This is a genomic window from Cupriavidus pampae (assembly GCF_914271485.1).
In the GTDB taxonomy this organism is placed as follows: Bacteria; Pseudomonadota; Gammaproteobacteria; order Burkholderiales; family Burkholderiaceae; genus Cupriavidus; species Cupriavidus pampae.
Genome location: NZ_CAJZAG010000008.1, coordinates 364,762 through 387,472, shown reverse-complemented (window position 1 = coordinate 387,472; position 22,711 = coordinate 364,762). Strand labels below are relative to the sequence as shown.

General features: G+C 66.0%; 24 protein-coding genes. 18 read left to right on the top strand and 6 right to left on the bottom strand.

Features of this window, described 5'->3' with window-relative positions:
- Positions 1 to 19 precede the first annotated feature (19 nt).
- The 5 genes from LDO41_RS21820 to LDO41_RS21800 all read right to left on the bottom strand — a co-directional run bounded on the left by LDO41_RS21820 (position 20) and on the right by LDO41_RS21800 (position 4,338).
- Complete coding sequence (locus LDO41_RS21820) at positions 20 to 2,212, bottom strand: methyl-accepting chemotaxis protein (RefSeq protein ID WP_223991972.1); 2,193 nt, start codon at positions 2,210 to 2,212, stop codon at positions 20 to 22.
- A 93-nt stretch (positions 2,213 to 2,305) separates the two neighbouring features.
- Positions 2,306 to 2,857: a chemotaxis protein CheW gene (locus tag LDO41_RS21815; RefSeq protein WP_223991971.1), complete on the bottom strand. Its 552-nt coding sequence runs from the start codon at positions 2,855 to 2,857 to the stop codon at positions 2,306 to 2,308.
- A 93-nt stretch (positions 2,858 to 2,950) separates the two neighbouring features.
- Positions 2,951 to 3,319: a response regulator gene (locus tag LDO41_RS21810; protein WP_150370931.1), complete on the bottom strand. Its 369-nt coding sequence runs from the start codon at positions 3,317 to 3,319 to the stop codon at positions 2,951 to 2,953.
- 34 nt (positions 3,320 to 3,353) lie between these two features.
- Complete coding sequence (locus LDO41_RS21805) at positions 3,354 to 3,797, bottom strand: response regulator (RefSeq protein WP_223992101.1); 444 nt, start codon at positions 3,795 to 3,797, stop codon at positions 3,354 to 3,356.
- A gap of 370 nt (positions 3,798 to 4,167) precedes the next feature.
- Positions 4,168 to 4,338 (bottom strand): rubredoxin, encoded by a 171-nt coding sequence (locus tag LDO41_RS21800; protein WP_109580342.1) that lies wholly within the window; start codon positions 4,336 to 4,338, stop codon positions 4,168 to 4,170.
- A gap of 189 nt (positions 4,339 to 4,527) precedes the next feature.
- Between LDO41_RS21800 and hemL the strand changes: the two genes are divergently transcribed.
- From hemL to LDO41_RS21780, 4 genes are all read left to right on the top strand, one after another.
- A complete protein-coding gene (gene hemL / locus LDO41_RS21795) occupies positions 4,528 to 5,820 on the top strand; it encodes a glutamate-1-semialdehyde 2,1-aminomutase (RefSeq protein ID WP_223991970.1) in 1,293 nt (430 codons plus the stop codon).
- A gap of 73 nt (positions 5,821 to 5,893) precedes the next feature.
- Positions 5,894 to 6,499, top strand: coding sequence for a LemA family protein (locus LDO41_RS21790; protein ID WP_223991969.1), 606 nt, complete (start codon positions 5,894 to 5,896; stop codon positions 6,497 to 6,499).
- A 6-nt stretch (positions 6,500 to 6,505) separates the two neighbouring features.
- On the top strand, positions 6,506 to 7,405 hold the full coding sequence (locus LDO41_RS21785) for a TPM domain-containing protein (protein ID WP_223991968.1): 900 nt from the start codon (positions 6,506 to 6,508) through the stop codon (positions 7,403 to 7,405).
- 14 nt (positions 7,406 to 7,419) lie between these two features.
- Positions 7,420 to 7,923: a TPM domain-containing protein gene (locus tag LDO41_RS21780; RefSeq protein WP_223991954.1), complete on the top strand. Its 504-nt coding sequence runs from the start codon at positions 7,420 to 7,422 to the stop codon at positions 7,921 to 7,923.
- A gap of 40 nt (positions 7,924 to 7,963) precedes the next feature.
- Here LDO41_RS21780 and LDO41_RS21775 read toward each other — a convergent pair whose 3' ends face one another.
- Positions 7,964 to 9,262, bottom strand: coding sequence for an MFS transporter (locus LDO41_RS21775; protein WP_223991943.1), 1,299 nt, complete (start codon positions 9,260 to 9,262; stop codon positions 7,964 to 7,966).
- Between the two features lie 959 nt (positions 9,263 to 10,221).
- Between LDO41_RS21775 and LDO41_RS21770 the strand changes: the two genes are divergently transcribed.
- The 14 genes from LDO41_RS21770 to LDO41_RS21705 all read left to right on the top strand — a co-directional run bounded on the left by LDO41_RS21770 (position 10,222) and on the right by LDO41_RS21705 (position 22,707).
- Positions 10,222 to 10,407: a Flp family type IVb pilin gene (locus LDO41_RS21770; protein WP_373561881.1), complete on the top strand. Its 186-nt coding sequence runs from the start codon at positions 10,222 to 10,224 to the stop codon at positions 10,405 to 10,407.
- Between the two features lie 99 nt (positions 10,408 to 10,506).
- A complete protein-coding gene (locus LDO41_RS21765; protein ID WP_223991942.1) occupies positions 10,507 to 11,109 on the top strand; it encodes an A24 family peptidase in 603 nt (200 codons plus the stop codon).
- Between the two features lie 62 nt (positions 11,110 to 11,171).
- Positions 11,172 to 11,354, top strand: coding sequence for a hypothetical protein (locus LDO41_RS21760; protein WP_223991941.1), 183 nt, complete (start codon positions 11,172 to 11,174; stop codon positions 11,352 to 11,354).
- A gap of 108 nt (positions 11,355 to 11,462) precedes the next feature.
- Positions 11,463 to 12,308: a Flp pilus assembly protein CpaB gene (gene cpaB / locus LDO41_RS21755; RefSeq protein WP_223991937.1), complete on the top strand. Its 846-nt coding sequence runs from the start codon at positions 11,463 to 11,465 to the stop codon at positions 12,306 to 12,308.
- Between the two features lie 43 nt (positions 12,309 to 12,351).
- On the top strand, positions 12,352 to 14,292 hold the full coding sequence (locus LDO41_RS21750; RefSeq protein WP_377741021.1) for a type II and III secretion system protein family protein: 1,941 nt from the start codon (positions 12,352 to 12,354) through the stop codon (positions 14,290 to 14,292).
- 28 nt (positions 14,293 to 14,320) lie between these two features.
- Positions 14,321 to 14,614 carry a hypothetical protein gene (locus LDO41_RS21745; RefSeq protein ID WP_223991935.1) on the top strand — a complete coding sequence of 98 codons (294 nt, stop codon included), beginning with the start codon at positions 14,321 to 14,323 and terminating at the stop codon, positions 14,612 to 14,614.
- A 61-nt stretch (positions 14,615 to 14,675) separates the two neighbouring features.
- A complete protein-coding gene (locus tag LDO41_RS21740) occupies positions 14,676 to 15,884 on the top strand; it encodes an AAA family ATPase (RefSeq protein ID WP_223991933.1) in 1,209 nt (402 codons plus the stop codon).
- Positions 15,885 to 15,912: 28 nt separating this feature from the next.
- Positions 15,913 to 17,343 carry a CpaF family protein gene (locus LDO41_RS21735; protein ID WP_223991930.1) on the top strand — a complete coding sequence of 477 codons (1,431 nt, stop codon included), beginning with the start codon at positions 15,913 to 15,915 and terminating at the stop codon, positions 17,341 to 17,343.
- A 15-nt stretch (positions 17,344 to 17,358) separates the two neighbouring features.
- Positions 17,359 to 18,336, top strand: a complete 978-nt coding sequence (locus tag LDO41_RS21730; protein WP_223991929.1) for a type II secretion system F family protein — start codon at positions 17,359 to 17,361, stop codon at positions 18,334 to 18,336.
- A 15-nt stretch (positions 18,337 to 18,351) separates the two neighbouring features.
- Positions 18,352 to 19,308, top strand: coding sequence for a type II secretion system F family protein (locus LDO41_RS21725; RefSeq protein ID WP_223991927.1), 957 nt, complete (start codon positions 18,352 to 18,354; stop codon positions 19,306 to 19,308).
- A gap of 62 nt (positions 19,309 to 19,370) precedes the next feature.
- On the top strand, positions 19,371 to 19,877 hold the full coding sequence (locus tag LDO41_RS21720; protein ID WP_223991925.1) for a TadE/TadG family type IV pilus assembly protein: 507 nt from the start codon (positions 19,371 to 19,373) through the stop codon (positions 19,875 to 19,877).
- Positions 19,877 to 20,527, top strand: coding sequence for a TadE/TadG family type IV pilus assembly protein (locus LDO41_RS21715; protein WP_223991924.1), 651 nt, complete (start codon positions 19,877 to 19,879; stop codon positions 20,525 to 20,527). Before LDO41_RS21720 ends, LDO41_RS21715 begins: the two co-directional genes overlap by 1 nt.
- Positions 20,528 to 20,547: 20 nt before the next feature.
- Positions 20,548 to 21,870 carry a vWA domain-containing protein gene (locus LDO41_RS21710; protein ID WP_223991922.1) on the top strand — a complete coding sequence of 441 codons (1,323 nt, stop codon included), beginning with the start codon at positions 20,548 to 20,550 and terminating at the stop codon, positions 21,868 to 21,870.
- A gap of 48 nt (positions 21,871 to 21,918) precedes the next feature.
- Positions 21,919 to 22,707 (top strand): metallophosphoesterase, encoded by a 789-nt coding sequence (locus tag LDO41_RS21705; protein ID WP_223991920.1) that lies wholly within the window; start codon positions 21,919 to 21,921, stop codon positions 22,705 to 22,707.
- Positions 22,708 to 22,711: the final 4 nt, after the last annotated feature.

Genomic DNA, 22,711 nt, shown 5'->3' with positions numbered 1-22,711 from the left:
TGTGCCCGGGCGTAAAAACTCAGGCGATCTTGAACCGCGACACGGAGTTGCGGAGCTCTTCGGTCAGTGCCGTCAGCTGGCGCACCGAGCTCGCGGTGTGGCGCGTACCGGCCGTCGTCTGCGCGGTCACCTGGAGGATGCCCTCGATGTGACGCGCGACGTTGGTGGCCAGGTCCGCCTCATGAGAGGTGGTCGACGAAATCTGTTCGATCAGCTCGGCAAGCTGGCGCGACACGCGGCCGATCTCCACCAGTGCGGCACCGGCGTTATCGGACAGGCGCGCCCCTTCGACCACGCCCTGCGTGCTGCGCTCCATGGCGTGCACCGCATCCTGCGTATCGGTCTGAATCGTGCGGATCAGCGCGCCGATCTGCTTGGTTGCTTCGCCCGAGCGTTCCGCCAGGCGCTGCACTTCTTCCGCCACCACCGAGAAGCCGCGGCCCGCTTCACCGGCCGAGGCGGCCTGGATGGCGGCGTTCAGTGCCAGCACGTTGGTCTGCTCGGTAATGTCCGAGATCAGCTCGACGATTTCACCAATCTCCTGCGACGATTCGCCCAGTCGCTTGATCCGCTTCGAGGTTTCCTGAATATGCTCGCGAATGCCGTTCATACCGGCAATCGCGTTCTGCACCGCCTGCTGGCCCTGCTCCGCCGCGGACAGCGATGCGCGTGCCACGTTGGCGGATTCGGCCGCGCCGCGCGACACCTGCGTAATGCGATCGGCCATCTCCACCACCGACTCGCCGGTCTGGCGGATCTGGCGCGACTGTTCTTCCGTGGTGGCGGCGAGCGTCACCGAGGTTTCCTGCACCTGGCTCGACGCGTTCTGCACTTCCCCCGCGGTCTGTTGCACACGACCCACCAGTTCGCGCAGTTCTTCCACCGTGTAGTTCACCGAGTCGGCGATGGCGCCGGTGATGTCCTCGGTCACCGTGGCCTGACGCGTCAAGTCACCGTCAGCGATGTCCTGCAGCTCGTTCATCAGTTGCAGAATGGCCTTCTGGGTCGCGTCGTTGGTGCGCTTTTCTTCCATGCGTCGCGCTTCCGCTTCGCGTTCGCGCGATTCGGCTTCCACCGCGCGCAGGCGCGAGTCGCGCAGGTACAGCGCGGCAAGGCCGGCCAGGAACACCAGCGTCGACAAGGCCGACACGATCGTCGCGCCCAGCGTCCACGGACGGAACCGCGCCGTTTCCGCGTAGGCGGTCTGCAGCGTGCCGAGTTCCCCACGCAGCGCCTCGTTGTCATTGAAGATCTGCTGCTGCGCGCGCTTGGCCGCGATCAGGCCAGGCAGGTTCTGCAGAATGGTCTGCGTGGTCTTCTGCACCGCGTCGAAGCGTTGCGAGAGTTGCTGCAGGTAGGTTCGCGTCTCGGCGTCGGAAGCGGCCGACAGGCGCAGCGCTTCGGAGCCGTTCAGCAGACCATCCAGCGTTTCGCGGAACGTGTTGGTGTCCTTGCCCAGCAGGAACGCGGTTTCCGGATTCACGCCCTCGCCCGACAGGAACTCGTTGAGGTTCTTACCCAGACGCTGCGTCAGCATCACGAGCTGCGCGGAGGCGGCCACCTCGCGCGCGTTGGCGCCTGCCTGCAGCTTGATGGCGGCCACCTGTTCTGCGGCTTCGAGCAGTTCGGGGTTCGAGGCGTTGAAGATCTGCAGCGTCTGACCGATCTGCGTCAGAATCGGCTGCTGGGCCAGCACGTCGCCCGCGCTCTTCTCGGAACGCTTCCACGTGTCGATGGCGCGCTCCAGCAGCGGTTGCGCGGTGCCCGTGGTGGCGGTCACGTGACGCTCGTCGCTGCCGTCCTGCAGCGCCTTGAGGTCGGCCGCGAGTTCTTCCTTCGACTGGCGTAGCTGGGTGAAAGCCTGAGCATTGCCCAGCAGTGCCACCGGCACCGCCTTGCCCAGACGCTGCGAGTGCATCAGCATGTTACCGGCGATTTCGATCTGCGCCGCGCCGTTGGTTGCCTGACGGTTATCGAGGTACACCGAGGCCAGCAGGGCCAGCAGCGATACCACCACGCCTCCGGTCAGCACACGCTGCTGCGCGGCAAACGGCATGCGCGTCAGCCAAGAAGACACCTGCTCTACCGGCGTCCGTCCCAGGCCGGCCGTGGCTTTGCGGCCCGCAAACACGCTCCCCGGCGGAATGGCCCTGGCGGCCTCGGCGCCTGCCGCCGCTCCCCGGCGTCCCAGGCTGATCTTCTTGATACCCATAGCAACCCTCTTGTCGTTTTTTGTACTGACCTGTTGATCTGCTGCCTCCCCGCCCCGACCGGAGCACGGAGTTCCCCTCGAAACAAACCGATATCAAGTTGCCGCGCGGCCCACCTGCAGGAACGCCGGGGCTTCCAGCAGCTGGCGAATGTCCAGCACCTGCCAGTCGCGCCCGTCACGATCCGCGAAGCTGGCACCTTCCCAGGCAGACTCCGAGGCCTGCACCTCGCCGTGCGGCAGGCTCAGATCGCCGGCGTGGCGCAGCCCGACCACGCGCGTGGCGATGATCCCGCAAGCACGCTCGACGTTACGCGACAGCACCACGATCTTGCTGCCCGCCTGCACCGGTGTCGGTGCCTCGCCGCAGAACATGCCGAAGTCGATCACGCCCAGCAGGTTGCCGCGCGCATTGATAAGTCCGCGATACCACGACTGCGTCAGCGGCACGCTCGCGGGCGGACGCATCTCGAGCACCTCGCCGGTTTCGGGCAACGGCAGCAGCCAGTGGCGCTGGCCGATCTGCACACCGAGGTAGCTGTCCACCGCCGGCAGGCTGCGCGCCTCGCGCAGACGTCGGGCCAGCATGGCCTGATAGTCCTGCAACCTGGTCTGGCGGGCTCGGAGGTCTTGGCGCGGCGCGTTCATGATCGGATTACCCAAGGCGGAGGGCGGGCTGCAACGGCACAGCGCCGCCGGGATGGCAAGGTGGCGACAACAACGGCTGTCGCCTGCGCTCGGTTACTGGGCCAGCGCGGCGATCTTCGACAGCAGTTCCTCGCCGTCAACGGGTTTTACAACATAGTCCGACGCGCCCTGACGCATGCCCCAGATGCGATCGGTGTCGAGCCCCTTGCTCGTGCACATGATCACGGGGATGTCCTTGAAACGGTCGTCTCGCTTGATCGCGCGCGTGGTCTGGTAGCCGTTCTGGCCAGGCATCACCACGTCCATCAAGATCAGGTCGAATGCTTCCGCCTCGAGCCGCGCCATGGCCTGGTCGCTGTTGCCGGCAACGGAAACCTTGAACCCCTTCTTGCCGAGCAGATCGGACATGAACAGGGCCTCGGTGGGCGAGTCATCGACGATGAGAATTTTGCTGATGGTCATTTGTATCGATCCTAGAAAGCTTGAGCGGCCCGCTTCAGGCCGCCACAGCCGAGCCCTCCTCCGGTACGCCGCCCGGCAGGCAGGCCTGGACGGCCTGCAGAAGGGCTTCGCGGGTGAAGGGCTTGGCGAGGTGATCGTGCGCGCCGACGAGCCTGCCGCGCGAGCGGTCGAACACGCCGTCCCGCGAGGACAGCATGATCACTGGGATCGCGTGGAAGCGTGGGCTTTTCTTGATGAGGGAGCAGGTCTGATAGCCATCGAGGCGCGGCATCAGGATGTCGCAGAAGATCAGGTCGGGATGCATGTCGCCGATCTTGGCGAGCGCGTCGAAACCATCCTCGGCGAGCATGACCTCACATCCTGCCTGCGACAGGAAGATCTCCGCTGTGCGGCGGATGGTGCTGGAATCGTCGATGACGAGCACCTTGCGGCGTGCGGCCGCCTGACCCGATACGTCTTCTGTTTGCGTGACCCGCATGTTGTTCCCGCGGCCAGCTGCCTGCAGTCGAGCAAGCGCCAGCATTCACTTGAGAACACCCGCACGACGCAGCAAGCGCTGCGGCGGCGGCCCCCGATATCCTGTTTCCCAGTCAAAAAAAGCCAGCCGACCAGCCGGCGCTGGCAACGCCCGCGGACGGATCCACGGCGCTGCCCTGTATTCACGGGCCCGATTCGGGGCCTCTGTTTTGTACCACCGGCCCGTCAGTCGGGACGGTTATCCGGTTTTGCCGCAGAGTGTGACTTCTTGGCGAGGGGCCGTCAATCCGGAGCCCCGGCCCCGGCCCGCCGATCTGTCGCTTTGGCGCTACGGCGCGCCAGAGCGACGAAACTTCGCGATGACACCGCAATCAGATTGCGACCATCTCGAAATCTTCCTTGCGCGCACCGCACTCGGGGCAGGTCCAGTTCATCGGGACATCTTCCCAGCGGGTACCCGGCGCGATGCCGTCTTCGGGGGCGCCGGTGGCCTCGTCATAGATCCAGCCGCAGATCAGGCACATCCAGGTCTTGTATTCCATATTCAGGCTCTTGCCACTCTCCATTAAAATCCAGCGCATGATGGTACCCGAATCGATGCCCAAGGCGCCAGCGTGGCGCCGCAAGTTTCAATCCAGTTCCTACGCGTTGACGCATGTTATAGACAGTTATTGATTGAAACTGGTGCGTTCGCCGTCTTTTATTCAAACATTGCCGACATCCCCGTAACTATGACCCGTAACCAGCAGCTCTTCGATCGTGCCCAGCAAACCATTCCCGGCGGCGTCAATTCGCCGGTGCGCGCCTTCCGCTCGGTGGGCGGCACGCCGCGCTTCATCACGCGCGCCGAGGGCGCATGGATGTGGGACGCGGATGGCCAGCGATATATCGACTACATCGGCTCCTGGGGACCGATGATCGTCGGCCACGCGCATCTGGAGGTGGTCAAGGCAGTACAGCAGACCGCCGCCCACAGCTTCTCGTTCGGCGCGCCGACCGAGGGCGAGATCGAGATGGCCGAGGAAATCTGCAAGCTGGTGCCGTCGATCGAGCAGGTACGCCTGGTCTCGTCGGGCACCGAGGCGACCATGAGCGCGCTGCGCCTGGCGCGCGGCTTCACGGGTCGCGACCTGATCATCAAGTTCGAGGGCTGCTACCACGGCCATGCCGACAGCCTGCTGGTGAAGGCCGGCTCCGGCCTGCTGACGTTTGCCGACACCACGCAGAACGCGCCCTCCTCGGCCGGCGTACCCGCCGACGTGACGCGCCACACGATGGTGCTGTCCTATAACGACGTGCAGCAACTCGAAGAAGCGTTTGCGCGCCACGCGGGCGAGATCGCGGCCGTGATCGTCGAGCCCGTGGCCGGCAATATGAACCTCGTGCGCGCCAACGAGGACTTCCTGCGCGCCATGCGTAATCTGTGCAGCCAGCACGGCGCCGTGCTGATTTTCGACGAAGTGATGACTGGCTTCCGTGTGGCGCTCGGCGGCGCGCAGGCGCACTACGGCATCCGCCCCGACATGACCTGCCTGGGCAAGGTGATCGGCGGTGGCATGCCGGCGGCGGCGTTCGGTGGCCGGCGCGACATCATGGCGAAGCTGGCGCCGCTGGGCGGCGTGTATCAGGCCGGCACGCTGTCGGGCAACCCGCTCGCGGTGGCCGCGGGCCTGACCACGCTGAAACTGATCCAGGCACCGGGTTTCTACGATCGCCTGGCCGCGCAGACGCGCAAGCTCGCCGAGGGCCTGAGCGCCGCGGCGCGCGCCGCCGGCGTGCCGTTCTCCGCCGACGCCATCGGTGGCATGTTCGGCATCTATTTCCGCAATGAGGTGCCGCGCAGCTTCGCCGAGGTGACCGAAGCGGACGTCGGCCACTTCAACCGCTTCTTCCACGCGATGCTCAACGAAGGCGTGTATCTGGCGCCGTCGGCGTTCGAAGCCGGCTTTGTGTCGGCGCAGCATGACGACGCGATCATCGACGCGACGCTCGCGGCGGCGGCCAAGGCATTCGCCGCCGGTTGATCCGGACGGGGTAGCCGCGCGTCGCCCCTGCGCTACACTGGGTTCTGTCGAACCTCGAGTTCAGGAGCCATCGATGCGTGCTGCCTCTATCCGTTTCAATGTGTTGCGCTGGCTGGCGCTGCTGTGCGCCGCCAGCCTGTTGTCCGCGTGTGGGTACAACGACTTCCAGTCGAAGGACGAGGCCGTCAAGGCGGCCTGGGCCGAAGTCGTCAACCAGTACCAGCGGCGCGCCGACCTGATTCCGAATCTGGTCAATACCGTCAAGGGTTACGCGAGCCATGAGCGCGAGACGCTCGAGGCCGTGACCAAGGCGCGCGCGCAGGCCACCAGCGTGCAGGTCACGCCCGAGACGCTCAACGACCCCGAGGCGTTCGCGCGCTTCCAGCAGGCGCAGGGCCAGCTCTCGAGCGCGCTGTCGCGGCTGATCGCGGTGTCCGAAAACTATCCGCAGCTCAAGGCCGACGCGGGGTTCCGCGATCTGCAGTCGCAACTGGAAGGCACCGAGAATCGCATCACGGTGGCGCGCCAGCGCTATATCGCCGCGGTGCAATCGTATAACGTGCTCGCGCGCAGCTTCCCGACCAACCTGACCGCGATGGTGTTCCGCTATCCGGTCAAGGCATCGTTCACGGTGGAGAACGAGAAATCGATCTCCACGCCGCCGGCCGTCAAGTTCTGACGCGCCATGGCGCACCGAATGTTCCCGTCGCCGCTCCCCTTCGCACGCGCGGGGTGGTATCTGACGTTGCTGTGTCTGACCCTGCTGCTCGCGCTTGCACGGCCCGTGCAGGCGCAGGGCACCACCGACGGCTTCGTCAACGTGCCGCCGCTCGCGCAACGCGTGACCGACCTGACCGGCACGCTGACGCCCGACCAGCGCAGCGCGCTCGAGAACGTACTGGGCGAGTACGAGCAGCAGCGCGGCAGCCAGATCTTCGTGCTGATGGTGCCGACCACCGCGCCCGAGACCATCGACGCCTACAGCATTCGCGTGGCCGAGGCCTGGCGCGCGGGCCGCAAAGGTATCGATGACGGCGTGATCGTGCTGATCGCCAAGAACAATCCGTCCGATCTGCGCCGCATGCGGCTCGAGGTCGGGCGCGGCGTGCAGGGCTCGCTGACCGATGCGATGTCCAAGCGCATCCTGCAGGACGTGATGGCCCCGCATTTCCGCCAGAACGATTTCTACGGCGGACTCGCGGCCGGCATCACGGTGATCCAGGCGACCATCGACAAGGAAGGGTTGGCGGCACCGCAGGCCAAGGCGCGGACGGCACAGTCGTCATGGCAGGATTTTCTTCCGGTGCTGTTGCCGCTGGCGATCATCGCGTTTTTCTTTATCTCCGCGATACTGCGCGGCGGGCGCGGCGGGCGCGGCCCGCAGATCGTCACGGGCCGGCGCGGCTGGCCCACCACGACCGCGGGTGGGCTCGGCGGCATGGCCGGTTATGAGATCGGGCAGCGCTGGGGACGCGGCGGGGGCGGCTTCGGCGGTGGCGATTTTGGCGGCGGTGGTGGCGGAGGTGGCTTTGGCGGCGGGGGTGGCGGCACGTTCGACGGCGGCGGCGCCTCGGGCAACTGGTAACCGGAGGCCTATCGATGCCATCGCTCAAACGTGCATTGCGGCATTGGGGTACCGGCCAAGGGTCGGCGCGCAAGGCGTTTCCGCCCGAGGCCCAGCATCGCCTGCAGGTGGCCGTGCATGCCGGCGAACAGCACCATCGCGGTGAGCTGCGCGTGGCCATCGAGACCAGCATGCCGGTGGGTCATGCGTGGGCCGGCGTCACGCCACGCGAACGCGCACGCATGTTGTTCGGCGCGCTCGAGGTGTGGAACACCGAAGATCATTCCGGCGTGCTGCTGTATATCAATCTGGCCGATCACGCGGTGGAGTTGCTCGCCGATCGCGGCATCGATGCGCGCGTGAGTCAGACCGCGTGGCGGCAGATCTGCGACGATCTCGCGCGCGGGTTGGCCAGGGACTTGTCCGTCGGCCCCGTGCTCGATGCGATCGCGCGCATCCACGCGCTGCTGATCGAACACTATCCGGCCAACGGTGGCCACAATCCCAACGAACTCGACGACCGGCCGTTCGTGTTGTGAGCGGCGTGAGTGGCGTGAGTGGCGTGAGCGGTGATGCGGCTCAGCCGCGCGCACGTCCCATCATGTACCACGCGGCCGCGAGTACCTGCAGCACGATCAGGCCGGTCCATACCGACAGGTGCGCGGCCATCGGATAGTGACCATCCGTAGCGGGCCAGAAGTCGAGCACGAAGCCGATACCGATCTGGAAGGCAAACGTCGCAAGAAACACCGTCAGCGTGAGCGCGGTGGTGGCACGGCCGATCATGGCATCGGCGAACCGGCGCGCAAGCACCGCGTAGGTGAGGATGCCGCTGGAGCCGAACACGCCGTACGCGGCCCACAGCACCGTCAGCGGCACGGGCACGCGCAGCATCAGCAAAGCCTGAATCACGATAAAGCCCATCATGCCAAAGCCGGCAAACGCGTAGAGACTGACGCCCGCGCGCTCCAGATGGCGCGCGGCCCAGCCCGCACCGACGCAACCGGCCATCATCGCCATGCCGATCACCGACACGTAGCGCGCGCTGTCCGCCGCGGCCAACCCCTGCACGTCGCGCATGAATGCGGTGACCCATAGCGTCTGCACCGCGAGGAAGATACCCTGATTCAGCAGCGTGAGCGGCACCACGCGCCAGAAGCGTTCGCTGCCCAGAATCGTGCGTGTGCCGCGCAACTGCTCGGCCAGACTCTCGCGGCCCACACGCGGGACGTCGGGCACACCGAACCACAGCAGCACGGCCATGGCGAGCGAGATCACGCCCATGGCCGCGCTGAGCGTGCGCCAGTCGGTCCACGACAGCAGCCACGCCAGCGGCGTGCCCACCAGCACCGCGCCGAGACCGCCGATCGCCATGACCACGCCATTGAGCAACGGCATGCGCGAGAGCGGGAACCACATCGACAAGGCCTGAATGGCGGCACCGAGGCAGACCGACACGCCAATGCCGATCATCATGCGGCCCGCGGCCAGCCCCACCATGCCCGGCGCCGAAGCGAACACCAGCGAGCCGGCCACGGCCAGCAGCAGCAGCGCGGCCTCGGTGCGGCGCGGCCCGAAGCGGTCGAGCATCAGCCCCGCCGGCAGCTGGGCACAGGCAAAGCCGAGGAAATAGAAGCTCGTCAGCAGACCGAGGTCCCCGGCACTCAGCCCGAGCTCGCGTACGAGATGCGGCGCAAAGCCAAGATTGACGCCGCGAAACACATAGGAGACGAGAAACCCGAGCGAGAACACGGCCAGCACGCGCCAGCGCGTGGGGCTGGGCTGTGGCCGCTGTGCCGTGGTGGCACCGGGCGCTGGGTCGCTAGCGGGATGGTTCGAGGTGGCGGCGGAAGCGGTGGAAGCGGTCATGCCCTGCATTGTCCTCACCAAAGTGGTGCAAGACCAGCAAAAAATCGCCCACCGCGACAGGTTGAATAATCTGCACAGCCGTCTCCGCCCTGAAACAGTTCACGGTCCGATCGGTCGGTATATGTCTGAATCGGCGCTTCACGTTCTTAACAAGTTGTATCGCGAGTGGCCTCAGGTTTCATCGATGCAACCATTTGACCGCGCGTGCATTTGCAAATGTAGCGAGCGCTCGCCTCGTGCTTCTGGGCGATACAAATGTGGCACCCACTTGGCATCCACGTTGCGCCTCGGCAAAAAGGATGAGTGGGGGCTCACCTAGACTGTGGCGCAACCATGGGTGGCAACGATCGCCAGTACCGCAGTGGCGACATCCGATTGCCCGATGACCTCGTGCGACCGGAGGCGCCGAAAGGCTGACTTTGCGCGCCCCTTCCGACAAAGCCGCATGACGTGCATGTTTCGCCGCTTCAATTTTGAAACGTTTTGGCCTGCATGGCTCAGATCGGGCAGAACCCGCCCCAACCCATCGTATTCGTCACATTTGCCTGCGTTTGATACGGCTTTTTCGTCACAAATGACGAAATAACGCGCAAACCCGCGTTCCAAAGTGCATCAAGAGGCCAGTAACCAATCAGAAACAATTAGTTACACAGTCTCGAAAACGACGCATTGCCAATACCCCACCTCTATACAAATCAACCACTTAAGGTCCGTGGCACGTTCGTCGCTCAATGTCCCGCAACCACGGGAAAGCACAAGTGGGACGGGGAACGGGCAACAAGGACGCAGTCGAGGTCCCGCCCGGGGGGAGGGAAACCGGCCAGCACGCTGCAGTGCCGGCCGGGGCGGGACCCGGCAACGGGACCGTCAACGCGGGTTGCAGCAATTTGAGGCGCGGGTCGATCCGGGAGAGAACGACATCGGTCCGCGACCTTTTTCTCATCATCCATGACGTGAAGGAGAAGGACATGAACACCATGTTCGAAGGCATCAAGCGTTTTGCTCGTGAGGAAGACGGCGCCGCTGGTATCGAATACGCGCTGCTGCTCGCATTCGTCGCCCTCTGCATGGTCGCCGCGGGCCCGGCGATCGAAACCGCGGTCACGACGATCTGGACGCGTATCCAGACGGCGCTGACGGCAGCCTCGACCTGAGCTGGCGGCGCGCCGCGCAGCCCGGGAAATCGCGCCACTTTCCGGGCTCCGCGTCGCGCTTCCACTCTCCCATCGCGCTTCATTTGAAAGGATCGCATCATGGCCGCCGAACTTGCCAACGCGCTGTCTGTCCTGCTTGAGCCGATCACCGGGCTCGCGGGTATGGGACACTTGGGCACCTTCGACATGCTGACCGCCACCTGCCTGCTGGCACTGGTGGGCACGGCCGCCGTGACCGATATCCGCAGTCACCGTATTCCGAATCGGCTCGTCGCCACGGGAGCCATCGCGGCACTGCTGCTGCAGATCGCGCTGCACGGGGCGGGCCAGGGGGCATGGCTCTGGTTTACCGGTCTCGCCGCCGGCATCGCGCCATTCCTGGTGTTGTACGTCATCAGCGCCGTGGGCGCCGGCGACGCCAAGTTGATGGCCTGTGTGGGCGCATGCGTCGGCCCCGAGACCGCGCTCGAGATTCTGATCGCCACGCTGCTGTGCGGCGGGGTGATGGCTGTGTGGACGATGGTGATGCGCCGCCATGTGCGACGCACGATGGCCGGTGTGATGGGCACGCTGTTGTGGATGCCCTTCAGCTGGCGCGCCGGCACCCGAGACACCGGCACGAACATGACGACCACCGCGCGACTGCCCTATGCCGTGGCAATCGCCGGAGGCGTCCTGCTGGTGATGACCGGCGTGATCTGACGCCGCGCGCGGACAGGAAACGAAGCAAGTATCGAAACAGGTGAAGGAACGGGAGAAGCATCATGGCCAGGTCAGACCGTAAGGATCGCGACAACAAGGGCGCCAGCAACGAGGCAGCCACCACCGCGCGCCGCACCCCGGAGCGCCCCTGCCCTTCGCGCTTCTACAACCGCGCACCGCAGGTCGAGGCCCCGCTGCAGGCTGCCCGCCACCTGCGACAGCACACCGGCTGCACGTTCCGCTAGCGCACCGCTACCGCGCTTCTTCTACCCCGCATCACGACGATGGCGCTCCAGGCACGGAGCCGCCAGGGCCGCCTGCATGCGTTCGCATTCGATCGGAGGGACCTTGAAATGAGAAACGTACGCACGCTGCTGATGGTGCTGGTCGCTGCCCTCGCGGGCCTCGCGGCGGTCGTGATGGCGTCCCGCTGGATGGTCCAGCAGAGCGCCGGCACCACCACCAAGGTCGCCGTGGCCACCGCCGACATCAACCTCGGTCAACGCCTGGCGCCCGAGTTCGTCAAGCTCGTCGACTGGCCTCGCGAAAGTCTGCCGCCCGGGGCCATGACCGACATCGCGACCGTCGACGGTCGCGTGACCAAGGCCAGCGTGATGCGCGGCGAGCCGATCCTCGAATCGAAGCTCACACCCGCGGGGACCAAGGGCGGCCTCTCGGCGGTGATCGCCGAAGGCAAGCGCGCGATCACCGTGCGCGTGAACGATGTGGTGGGCGTGGCCGGTTTCGCGCTGCCCGGCAGCTTCGTCGACATCATCGTCAATACGCAGAAGGACACCGGCAGGACCGATGCGGGGCAGCCCGAGCAATCGATCTCGAAGATCGTGCTGGAGAAGATCCTCGTGCTGGCCGTCGCGCAAGAGGTCAATCGCGACGAGACCAAGCCCAAGGTCGTCAACGCGGTCACGCTCGAAGTGTCGCCGGTGGAGGCCGAGAAACTCGACCTCGCGCGCAGCGTCGGCTCGCTCTCGCTGGTGCTGCGCAACCAGGTGGATCCGCGCCCGGTCGATACCGCTGGCGCCACCAAGCGCAGCTTGCTCAACGAACCCGTGCTGCAGGCAGCCACACCCGCGCCGGTCGTGCGGGTCGTGCAGGCCGTGCAGCGCATTGCAGAGAAAAAGCTGACCGGCCAGTGCGTCGGCGTGATCAGCGGCATGCAACAGAACCAGGAGTGCTTCTAATCAGCACGCCAACGACAGTGTCCATATCCACCGGGGAAATCAAATGAAAGCCAGCCAAATGCCCGCACGGACGACACATCGCCCGTGCATGCACCGGGTCCTGCGTACCACCACCCTTGCGAGCCTAGCGTTCGTCAGCGTCTGGCTCGCGAGCGAGCAGGTGCAGGCCGCGGAGGACGCAGCCGCAGCCCAGCCGACGCGCATCGCCGCCACGGGTCCGATCCAGCTGACCATCGGCGCGGCCGCCGCACCGCAGGCACCCGCCGACGGCAGCATCAGCCGCGGCCCGAATTGCGCGGGCGCCGCCGCCCAGCCCGAACAGGTGACCGTGCCGATCGGCAAATCCCGCATGCTGCCGCTGCCCGAACCGGTGCGCACACGCACGCTCGGCAATCCGAGTGTGGTGCAGGCGATGCTGGTCTCGCCGCAGACGCTCTATCTGCTTGGCCTCGACGTCGGCACCACCAATATGATCGTGCAGGGTCGCAGCGGTCGCTGCACGGTGATCGACGTCACCGTTGGCGCCGATCCGGCCGGCCTGCAGTCCGCGCTGCATTCGCTGCTGCCGCAGGCACGCGGCGTGCGCGTATCGGCGGCGGCGGACAGCCTGGTGTTGTCCGGCAATGTGCCCGACGCGATCGTCGCGCAGCAGATCATGGATATCGCCAACGCGTTCGTCACGCGCCAGAGCCGCAGCCCGCTGCAGGCGCCGCCGCAGGCGATGGGCACGCCGGCGCCGACGCCCGGCATGCCAGGTATGCCGATGATGCCGACCATGGCGATGGGTGGCGTCATGACGCCGATGGCCAACAACCTGGCCGCGACCAGTAACGGCGGCATGCCCGTGCGCAGCCCGCGCATCATCAACATGCTGTCCGTCGATGCGCCCCAGCAGGTGATGCTCGAGGTCAAGGTGGCCGAAGTGTCCAAGACGCTGATCGATCAGCTCGGCGCCGCCGCGAATCTGCAGGGCGCATTCGGCAGCTGGCAGTTCGGCCTGCTCGCGAATTTCCTCTCGGGCGGCGCGGGCGCGATCACCGGCGCGAAGAACAACAACCTGCCGTTCCAGTTCGCGATCGATGCACAGAAAGGCGACAGCCTCGTCAAGATCCTTGCCGAGCCGAACCTGATGGCGATCAGCGGCCAGGAGGCAAGCTTCCTCGCGGGCGGCAAGGTGTTTATCCCGGTGCCGCAATCGACGTTCGGCGGCGTGACCTCGATCGTGCTGCAGGAAGAAACATTCGGCGTAGGCCTGCGCTTCACGCCCACGGTCCTGGCCAACGGCCGCATCAACCTCAAGGTGGCACCGGAGGTCTCGGAGCTGTCGCCGACCGGCGTGGCGCTGACCGCGCCGAACCTGTCGGGCTCGACCATCCTGCCGCTGATCAACACGCGCCGCGCGTCCACCACGTTGCAGGTGATGGACGGTCAAAGCTTCGCGATCGGAGGCCTGATCAAGAGCAATGTGACTGGCAGCCTCAAGGGATTGCCCGGCGCCGGCGAGCTGCCGATTCTCGGCAACCTGTTCCGCAGCACGAACTTCCAGCAGGACCGCAGCGAGCTCATGTTCGTGGTGACGCCGCGCCTGGTCAAGCCGCTGCCGGCGAACTATCCGCTGCCGACCGATTCGTTCGGGCCCGTCACGCCGGGCGAGGTCTTTATCAACGGCAATATGGAAGGTCATCCGCGCACGCCGCCGATGGTCGTGCCTCCGCCCGCGCAGATGCCGACGGCGGCGCCCACCACTGGCATGCCCGCGCCGATGCCGGCGCCGGGCAGCGCACCAGCGCCCATCACCTCGATCGCACCGCCTGTCACGGTGAGCACCGTCGCGGAGCCCGCCGTCACGGCGACGCCGCTGGCACCGCTGCCGTCAGCGCCAGTGTCACCCCCGATGTCACCCCCAGTAATCGGCGGCTTCACGCCCACGGCTGCGCTGCCTCCCAACTCGCCATCGACGATGGTCGCGGGCGGCACGCAATAACGCGAACGTCATCGTCAAGGAGACTGACATGAACCACCGCTCAATCGTTACCGTCCTCGCCGCGCTGGCCACGCTGAGCCTCGCGGGCTGCATGAACACCTCGCCCGTGTGGGACGCGAACTTCGGTGATGCCGTGCGCACCGCGCGCATGATGCAGACGCTCAATCCGAACGCGCCGTACAACCCCGACCCGGTCACCGGCGTCGATGGCCGCGCCGCCACGTTCGCGATGGATCGCTACAACCAGTCGTTCCGCAACCCGCCGACCGACACCAGCGCGTACGTGATTGGCGTCGGCGGCAACAGCGTGGGCTCGCCCTGAGATCGTCCATCGCGGCACCTGCCGCATTGGACCCTGCATTCGCACACAACGGAGATTCGCAATGGCTAAGCTCATCCTGGTGTCGGCCGACGATACCCGCGCACGTCAGATGCTGGCGCTGGCCCAGCAGGCCGACATCCAGCGCCAGCCGCAGCTCGTGTGCGTGGAGCCGGCCAAGGCGCTCGCCATGCCCGGACTGATCCACGCCTCGGACTTCCTCGTGTTGCAGGCGGATGAGTTCGACACCGAGGTGCTCGAACGGCTGCGCCAGCGCTTCCCGGAACCGGGCGACGTCCCCTGCATCCTCGTCACGCCGGCACCCAGCGCGGACCTGCTGATGCGCGCGATGCGCCTGGGCGTGCGCAGCGTGTTGCGCTGGCCGCTCGATCCGCGCGAGTTCACCGCCGAGCTCGCCCGCGTGGCCGGACGCGCCCCGGCCACGACGCAGGCCGAGGCGCGCACCATCGCGTTCTCGTCGTGCAAGGGCGGCGCGGGCACGACCTTCGTCGCCGCGAACTTCGCATACGCCATTGCCGCGCAGCGCGGCCAGCGCGTGCTGCTGGTGGACCTCGTGCAGCAGTTCGGCGATGCCGCGTTCGTCGTCACCGACAAGACCCCGCCCGCCACGCTCGCCGATATCTGCCAGCAAGCCGGGCGCCTCGACCTTGCGCTGCTCGACGCCTGCATCACGCATGCGCATCCGAATCTCGACGTGATCGCGGGTGCCGGCGATCCGGTCAAGGCCGGCGACCTCAAGGCCGCGCACCTTGAACTGATCCTGGACCTCGCACGGCCGGCCTACGACGTGGTGGTGTTCGACGTCGGCCAGGAGATCAACCCGTCGTCGATCATGGTGCTCGACCATAGCGACACGATTCATTGCGTCGCGCAGCTGTCGTTGCCCTACCTGCGCGCGGGTCGTCATCTGATGGAGATCTTCCGCTCGCTCGGCTATCCGGCCGAACGCACGCAGATCGTCGTCAATCAGTTCGACCGCCACGCGCCAATCACCGCGCGCCAGCTCGAGGACACGCTTGGCGCGCGCCTGGCCCATACGCTGCCCGCCGACCCGAAGACCGCGCGCGAAGCGGCCAACCAGGGCGTGCCCGTGCTGCAGCTCGCGCCGCACAGCGCAATCTCGCGCGCGCTCACGCAGATGGTCGATGAGATGTTCCCGCAGACCGGCGCACGCGAGGAGGGATTGTTCTCGCGGCTGCTGGGTCACCGCTCGGCGCCGGCCCGTCCGCTCGCGCTCGGCAAGCAAGCCTGACTGACCGAGATATTCACGGAGATCCGCCATGTCCCTGCGCGCCCAACTGTTCGAGAAAGCCGGCGAAGCGGTGCCGGACCATGTGGCCGAGCGCGCGACGCCGGGCGCGTGCGGTGCCAGCGGTGGCAGCCAGCCCGGTGCCCATACCACTATCCACACCACCCACACCACCAACACCGCCAATACCGCTTATCAGCAACTGAAGCTCGAGATCCATGCGGCCATCATCGAGCGCGTGGAACTGGAGAAGCTGCAGCGCCTGACCGCCGACCAGGTGCGCCGCGAGATCGCGGTGCTGGTCGAACGGATTATCGAGGAGCGCAATATCCCGATCAACGAGGCCGAGCGGCGCCGACTGGTGTCCGACGTGCGCGACGAGATGCTCGGCTATGGCCCGCTCGAACCGCTGCTGGCCGACCCCACGATCTCGGACATTCTCGTCAATACCGCGAGCAAGGTCTATGTGGAACGGCGCGGCAAGCTCGAACTCACCGACGTCACCTTCCACGACGATGCGCATCTGATGAAGGTGATCGACCGCATGGTCTCGCGCGTGGGCCGGCGCATCGACGAATCGAGCCCGATGGTCGATGCACGCCTGCCGGACGGTTCGCGGATCAACGCGATCATCCCACCCTCGGCCGTCGATGGACCGCTGCTCTCGATTCGCCGCTTCGCCGTCAATCCGTTGATGATCAAGGATCTGATCGAGCTGCAGACCCTCACGCCACCGATGGCGCAGCTGATCGAGGCGATGGTCAAGGCCAAGCTCAATATCCTGATCTCGGGCGGTACCGGCAGCGGCAAGACCACTATGCTCAATATCCTGTCGGGCTTTATTCCGGCCAGCGAGCGTGTGGTGACGATCGAGGACGCGGCCGAACTGCAACTGCGTCAGGACCACGTGCTGCGGCTGGAAACGCGCCCGCCCAATATCGAGGGCCGCGGCGAGATCACGCAGCGTTCGCTGGTGCGCAACGCGCTGCGGATGCGGCCGGACCGGATCATCCTCGGCGAAGTGCGCGGCGCGGAAGCGCTCGACATGCTGCACGCGATGAACACCGGCCACGAAGGCTCGCTCGCCACGATCCACGCGAACAGCCCGCGCGATGCGCTTACGCGGCTCGAGAACATGGTCAGCATGGCGGGCCTCGCGCTGCCGCCGCGCACCATGCGTCAGCAGATCACCTCGGCCATCACGGTCATCCTGCAGATCTCGCGCCTGACCGACGGCCGCCGCAAGCTGCTGAGCATCCAGGAGGTGACCGGCATGGAGAGCGACGTGGTCAACATGCAGGAGATCTTCACGTTCAAGCGCTCCGGCGTCGATGCCGACGGCCGCGTCAAAGGCTACTTCTGCGCCACCGGTGTGCGCCCGCACTTCTCGGATCGGCTGGCCGCGTTCGGACTGTCGGTGCCCGAGCGGCTCTACGAACCGTCGGTGCGTTTCGATGTATGACATAGGGAGATCGACATGGACAACACGCTGATCGGCTTCGCGCTATCGCTGTTCATCGCCATCGTCGTGATGCTCGCGCTCGGCTATCAATGGTGGATGCGCCGCCACAGCGCCGCCGCGCGCCGTTTCGATCGTCGTCTGCGCGCGGTGTCGGAGGCGTCATGGCAGGACGATGCCAGCGGCTCGATCGTCAAGGACCGCGCGTTCAGCCGCTCGCCGTTCCTCGCGGCGATGCTCAAGCGCATGCCGCGCATCCACGCGCTCGATCGCATGCTGATGCAGTCGGGGCTGTCGTGGAACGTTTCCACGTTCGCCATCGTCACGCTGTTGCCACCGGTCGCGCTGTGGCTGCTGGGCCGACTGCTCGGTGTGCCCGAACTGCTGCTGACTATCGCGTGCGTCGGCTGGCTCGCGCTGCCGTTCTGGCACGTACAGCGTCGCCGCGCGCGCCGTCTCGCGCGTATCGAAACGCAACTGCCTGAAGCCGCCGACATGATCAGCCGCGCGCTACGCGCGGGCCATTCGTTCTCGAGCGCGCTCGACATGGCCGGCTCGGAGTTGTCCGATCCGCTCGGTGCCGAGTTCAGGACCACGTTCGACGAAATTAACTACGGCGCCTCGATGCACGACTCGCTGACCAACCTCGCCGAGCGTGCGCCGCTGCCCGACCTGCGCTACCTCGTCATCGCGGTGCTGATCCAGCGCGAGTCCGGCGGCAATCTCGCCGAGATCCTCGGCAACGTCAGCCAGATCATCCGCGAACGCATGAAGCTGATGGGCCAGGTGCGCGTGCTGTCGGCCGAAGGCCGGCTGTCCGGGATCATCCTCTCGCTGCTGCCATTCGGGCTCGCGGGTGCGATGTACCTCGTCAATCCGGCGTTTCTCAAGCCATTGCGCACCGATCCGGCCGGTCCGTGGATCGTCGGCTATGCGCTGCTGCTGATGTTGCTGGGGCTCGTGTGGATGCGCCGCATCGTGCGGATCCATGTCTAACGCCGGGAGAGCGAGATGAAAATCGAACAGATCGCGGTGCTGGTGCTGACCTTCGTGCTCGCGTTCGGCGCCGCGCTAGCGGCGATGCTGCTGATCCAGCCCAATGCGATGCGCAGGCGCATTCAGGACGCCGCGCGCGCCACGGGCGAAGACGGTACGCCCCCGGTGCTCCAGCAGGACGAATGGCTGCGGCGGCTCGCGCTGGCGTCGAAGCCGCTGGCCAAGATGGCCGTGCCCAAGGATGGCTGGGATGCTTCGGTACTGCGCACGCGCTTTATGAACGCGGGCTGGCGCGGCCCCTCCGCGATTCCGCTCTACTTCGCGGCCAAGACCGCGCTCGCGCTGGCCTTTCCGCTGGGCGTGTTCCTGGCCACCGGTGGCGTGGTCAGCGAGGACAATCCGCGCCTGCTGCCGGTGGCAATGCTCGCGGCGGCGATCGCGGGCTTCTATCTGCCCGATCTCCTCCTGCGCCGCCGCATTCGCCAGCGCAAGCAGGAGATCTTCGAGGCGTTCCCCGACGCGCTCGATCTGATCACCGTATGTGTGGAAGCGGGTCTTGCGCTCGACGCGGCGCTGCTCAAGGTGGTGGAGGAACTGCGCACGCAGCGCGGCGCACTGGGCGAGGAACTCGAACTGCTGGTGCTGGAGCTGCGCGCCGGCCTCTCGCGCGAGAAGGCGCTGCGCAATCTCGCGCTGCGCACCGACGTCGAGGATGTCGACATGCTGGTGAGCATGCTCGTGCAGGCCGACCGCTTCGGTACCAGCATCGCCGAATCGTTGCGCGTGCAGGCCGACTCGCTGCGGACGCGGCGCCGTCAGCGCGCCGAGGAATGCGCGGCCAAGATCGCGGTCAAGCTGCTGTTCCCACTGATCTTCTTTATCTTTCCGTCGCTGATGGTCGTGCTGCTTGGCTCGCCGGCGCTGCAGTTCTATCGCGCGTTGATGCCGTTCATGATGGGACAGGGCGGCTAGCCGCTGGTCCCGTCACTGCTGGTCCTGTCTTATCGCAAGGGGGTATCACCATGACTGCCCGCATGCTTCGCCCGTCCACCCGCTCATCTACCCAATCAAGTGGCCCGCGCCGCGCGCACCGCACCCGTGGCGCCAGCGCGGTGGAGTTCGCGCTGGTCGCCCCGCTGTTCTTCCTGATGCTGTTCTCGATCATCGACTTCAGCGCGATGATGTGGGCCAACCTGACGATGCAGCACGCGGTGCGCGAGGGCGCGCGCTACGCCATCACCGGCCAGAACGCGCTCGACCCCAACACGAGCGCGCCGCAGCGTTATCGCGCCGTGCTCGAGAAAATCCAGGAGAGTTCGCTCGGCGTGTTCGATATGTCCAACGCGCAGGTCTCCACGCGGGTCAACGGCACCTCGCAGGCCAGTGGCGCGGGCATGTTTGGCGGCGCTGGCGACATCGTGATCATCGAGGTCACCTGCAACTGGCCGCTGCTCACGCCCGTCGTGGCCGCGTTCTATAGCTCCACCGGTGGCAAGTACCGCTTTCGTGTAGCGGCCACCATGCGCAACGAGGCCTTCTGATGCGTCCCGCCCTCATCCCTCGCCGCACGTTGCAACGCAGGACCCGGCGCGATGCTGAACGCGGCATTGCGGTCATCGAATTCGCCATCCTGCTGCCGATCTTCGTGTTCCTCACGCTGCCGCTGATCGACTTCGCGCGCGCGATCCAGGCCAACCTGATCCTCGTCAACCTCACGCGCGAAGGCGCCAGCCTGGCCTCGCGCAGTCCGCAGACGCCGCAGGTCATCATGAACTCGCTCGCGCAGACCACGCCACCGCTCGATATGGGCCGGCGCGGCATGATCTACGTAAGCCGGGTCATGGGCAATGCCGAAAACTGCAACAAGGCCGGCACCAACTGCACGGTGCGCAATATCGTGATCGAGCAGTACCGCTGGACCGGCGGCTGGAACATCGGCGGTACCGCCCCAGCCAGCAAGATCTATGGCGGCTGCAGCCGCTGGGGCAACGATGGCAGTTGCACCGGACTGCCCGCGGCCGGCACGTCGTCCCCGACCGCCAACACGATGCCCGGCAAGCTGAGCGATGGCCAGGTGATCTGGGTCGTCGAGTCGTACTACAGCTTCAACATGTTCTTCCAGGGGCTCGGTATCGGCGCGCTGAGCATGCCGACGCTAGGCCCCAATCTTTACTCGTCAACGGTGTTCTGAGCTATCAGGCGGGAGGCGCCATGAGAACCCTATCCCCACGACATCCGCACCCAGGACATTATCGTCAACGTGGCCAGATCACGATCATTGCGGCACTGACGATGATCGGGCTGGCCGGCATCGTCGGGCTCGCGGTCGATGCGGGCATGGCGTACGTGACCAAGGCGCGCCTCAACGCCGCGGTCGACTCGGCCGCGGTGGCCGCCGCGCGCGCGGTGACCAATGGCACCACGCAGGCGCAGCAGACCGCCGCCGCGCAGCAGGCCGCCTCCGACTTCTTCCATGCGAACTTCGCCAATGGCTATCTGCGCGGCACGCCCTCGCTGAATACGCCATCGGTGCAGTTCGAGCAGGGCAAGGTAACGATCTCCGTGTCGGCGACCAGCACCATGCCGCTGACGCTGCTCAAGGTGCTTGGCTTCAATAACGTCGCGGTAGCGGCCACGTCCACCTCGATTCGCAAGGATCTCGATATGATCTTCGTGATCGACTCGTCGGGCTCGATGAACCCGGTGTGGAGCACGGTGCGGTCCAACGCCAACAGCTTCCTGAACCAGTTCAGTCCGACCACCGATCGCGTGGGGCTTGTGCATTTCTCGTCAGGCGGTCTGACCGATGTGGCCATCCGTACCACGCAGCGCGGCTTCGATCGGCCGGCGATGCAGACCAAGATCACCAATATGAGCAACGGTGGCAATACCAATTACGCCGAGGGGCTCTGGCAGGCGCGCGATCAGCTCAACAGCATCCCGCAGACCAATCGTTCGAGCCTGCGCGTGGTGGTGTTCTTCTCCGATGGCCGTCCCAATACGCTCGCGGCCACGTACCCGCTCAACGGCAATCGCACCTGCGTGGGCGGCATCACCGCGTCCTCCACGACCGCCACGCCCTCCGGCTATTACGCGTTCGACAAGCAGAACACGACCCTGACCGGCAACTGCGATTCGCTGAGCGGCAACAAGGCGCCGACGCAGATGCCAACCTATTACAACGCGCATAACGCCAGCGACACCGAATTCCTGATTGTCGGCAGCAAGCCGAACACGGTGACATCGGCGACCAACGGCAACAACCTTGCACTCAACGTGTACAACGCGGCGACCAACGTGCCGCTCGCCATGGCATCGTCCATGCGCGACGCCGGCATGTATATCTTCACGCTCGGGCTCGACGGCAACGGTGGCTTCGACGCCGATCTGCTGCGCAATATGGCCAACACCGCCGATGCCCCGCAGTACAACAGCAAGCAACCCAGCGGTATCTACTGTTACGCGGCCACCATCAATGATCTCCGGCCCTGCTTCGCCAAACTCGCCTCGGAGATCCTGCGCATTTCCAAGTAGCTGTGGGAGAATCGGATGCATGTCCACCCATGCATCCGGGAGTTGTCCATGAAGCTGCGCCTGCTCAGCGATCTCCACCTCGAGCACGACATGCCGGCTGAAGTGCCGGCGTGCGACGCCGACCTCGTGATCCTGGCCGGCGATATCGCCAACGGCCGCGAAGGCGTGGACTGGGCCGCGCGCACGTTCGACGCGCCCGTGGTCTATGTGCCCGGCAATCACGAGTACTACGAAAGCGACTTCGCGCTGGTCGATCGCATGCTCGCCGATGCCTCGGCCGAGTTCAACCATGTGATCGTGCTCAATGGTGGCGTGGCCAATTTCGTCGATGGCGACGGCACGCGCGTGCGCGTCATCGGCACCACATGGTGGACCGATTACCGGCTCTATGGCACCGAGCGTGTCGAGAGCGCGATGGAGGCATGCGCCAGCACGATGGTGGACCATCGGCTGATTCGTATGACCGATGAGGATGGCGCGCTCCGCCCATTCACCCCTGCCGACGCGCTGGCCCGCCATGTGGCCGCCACCGCGTGGCTCGAATCCGTGCTGGCCCAGCCGTTCGAGGGCAAGACCGTGGTCGTCACGCACCACGGCCCCGATCTCGGCAGCCTCGACGCGCGCTATGCGCATGACATCGTCTCGGCCGGTTTCGTCTCGCGGCGCCCAGACCTCGTCATGCAGACCGATCTGTGGGTGCATGGCCACACGCATACTGGCTTCGACTATCGCGTCGATGATGCACGCGTGGTCTGCAATCCGCGCGGCTACCGCTCGCGCCGCACGGGCGAGATGGAGAACCCGCGCTTCGACTGGAATTACGTGGTCGAACTGTAGGGGT

What these genes read in the sequence shown, in the direction of transcription:
- LDO41_RS21820 (WP_223991972.1), bottom strand. Translation starts at nt 2,212, where the DNA reads ATGGGTATCAAGAAGATCAGCCTGGGACGCCGGGGAGCGGCGGCAGGC.
- LDO41_RS21815 (WP_223991971.1), bottom strand. Translation starts at nt 2,857, where the DNA reads ATGAACGCGCCGCGCCAAGACCTCCGAGCCCGCCAGACCAGGTTGCAG.
- LDO41_RS21810 (WP_150370931.1), bottom strand. Translation starts at nt 3,319, where the DNA reads ATGACCATCAGCAAAATTCTCATCGTCGATGACTCGCCCACCGAGGCC.
- LDO41_RS21805 (WP_223992101.1), bottom strand. Translation starts at nt 3,797, where the DNA reads ATGCGGGTCACGCAAACAGAAGACGTATCGGGTCAGGCGGCCGCACGC.
- LDO41_RS21800 (WP_109580342.1), bottom strand. Translation starts at nt 4,338, where the DNA reads ATGGAATACAAGACCTGGATGTGCCTGATCTGCGGCTGGATCTATGAC.
- hemL (WP_223991970.1), top strand. Translation starts at nt 4,528, where the DNA reads ATGACCCGTAACCAGCAGCTCTTCGATCGTGCCCAGCAAACCATTCCC.
- LDO41_RS21790 (WP_223991969.1), top strand. Translation starts at nt 5,894, where the DNA reads ATGCGTGCTGCCTCTATCCGTTTCAATGTGTTGCGCTGGCTGGCGCTG.
- LDO41_RS21785 (WP_223991968.1), top strand. Translation starts at nt 6,506, where the DNA reads ATGGCGCACCGAATGTTCCCGTCGCCGCTCCCCTTCGCACGCGCGGGG.
- LDO41_RS21780 (WP_223991954.1), top strand. Translation starts at nt 7,420, where the DNA reads ATGCCATCGCTCAAACGTGCATTGCGGCATTGGGGTACCGGCCAAGGG.
- LDO41_RS21775 (WP_223991943.1), bottom strand. Translation starts at nt 9,262, where the DNA reads ATGCAGGGCATGACCGCTTCCACCGCTTCCGCCGCCACCTCGAACCAT.
- LDO41_RS21770 (WP_373561881.1), top strand. Translation starts at nt 10,222, where the DNA reads ATGAACACCATGTTCGAAGGCATCAAGCGTTTTGCTCGTGAGGAAGAC.
- LDO41_RS21765 (WP_223991942.1), top strand. Translation starts at nt 10,507, where the DNA reads ATGGCCGCCGAACTTGCCAACGCGCTGTCTGTCCTGCTTGAGCCGATC.
- LDO41_RS21760 (WP_223991941.1), top strand. Translation starts at nt 11,172, where the DNA reads ATGGCCAGGTCAGACCGTAAGGATCGCGACAACAAGGGCGCCAGCAAC.
- cpaB (WP_223991937.1), top strand. Translation starts at nt 11,463, where the DNA reads ATGAGAAACGTACGCACGCTGCTGATGGTGCTGGTCGCTGCCCTCGCG.
- LDO41_RS21750 (WP_377741021.1), top strand. Translation starts at nt 12,352, where the DNA reads ATGAAAGCCAGCCAAATGCCCGCACGGACGACACATCGCCCGTGCATG.
- LDO41_RS21745 (WP_223991935.1), top strand. Translation starts at nt 14,321, where the DNA reads ATGAACCACCGCTCAATCGTTACCGTCCTCGCCGCGCTGGCCACGCTG.
- LDO41_RS21740 (WP_223991933.1), top strand. Translation starts at nt 14,676, where the DNA reads ATGGCTAAGCTCATCCTGGTGTCGGCCGACGATACCCGCGCACGTCAG.
- LDO41_RS21735 (WP_223991930.1), top strand. Translation starts at nt 15,913, where the DNA reads ATGTCCCTGCGCGCCCAACTGTTCGAGAAAGCCGGCGAAGCGGTGCCG.
- LDO41_RS21730 (WP_223991929.1), top strand. Translation starts at nt 17,359, where the DNA reads ATGGACAACACGCTGATCGGCTTCGCGCTATCGCTGTTCATCGCCATC.
- LDO41_RS21725 (WP_223991927.1), top strand. Translation starts at nt 18,352, where the DNA reads ATGAAAATCGAACAGATCGCGGTGCTGGTGCTGACCTTCGTGCTCGCG.
- LDO41_RS21720 (WP_223991925.1), top strand. Translation starts at nt 19,371, where the DNA reads ATGCTTCGCCCGTCCACCCGCTCATCTACCCAATCAAGTGGCCCGCGC.
- LDO41_RS21715 (WP_223991924.1), top strand. Translation starts at nt 19,877, where the DNA reads ATGCGTCCCGCCCTCATCCCTCGCCGCACGTTGCAACGCAGGACCCGG.
- LDO41_RS21710 (WP_223991922.1), top strand. Translation starts at nt 20,548, where the DNA reads ATGAGAACCCTATCCCCACGACATCCGCACCCAGGACATTATCGTCAA.
- LDO41_RS21705 (WP_223991920.1), top strand. Translation starts at nt 21,919, where the DNA reads ATGAAGCTGCGCCTGCTCAGCGATCTCCACCTCGAGCACGACATGCCG.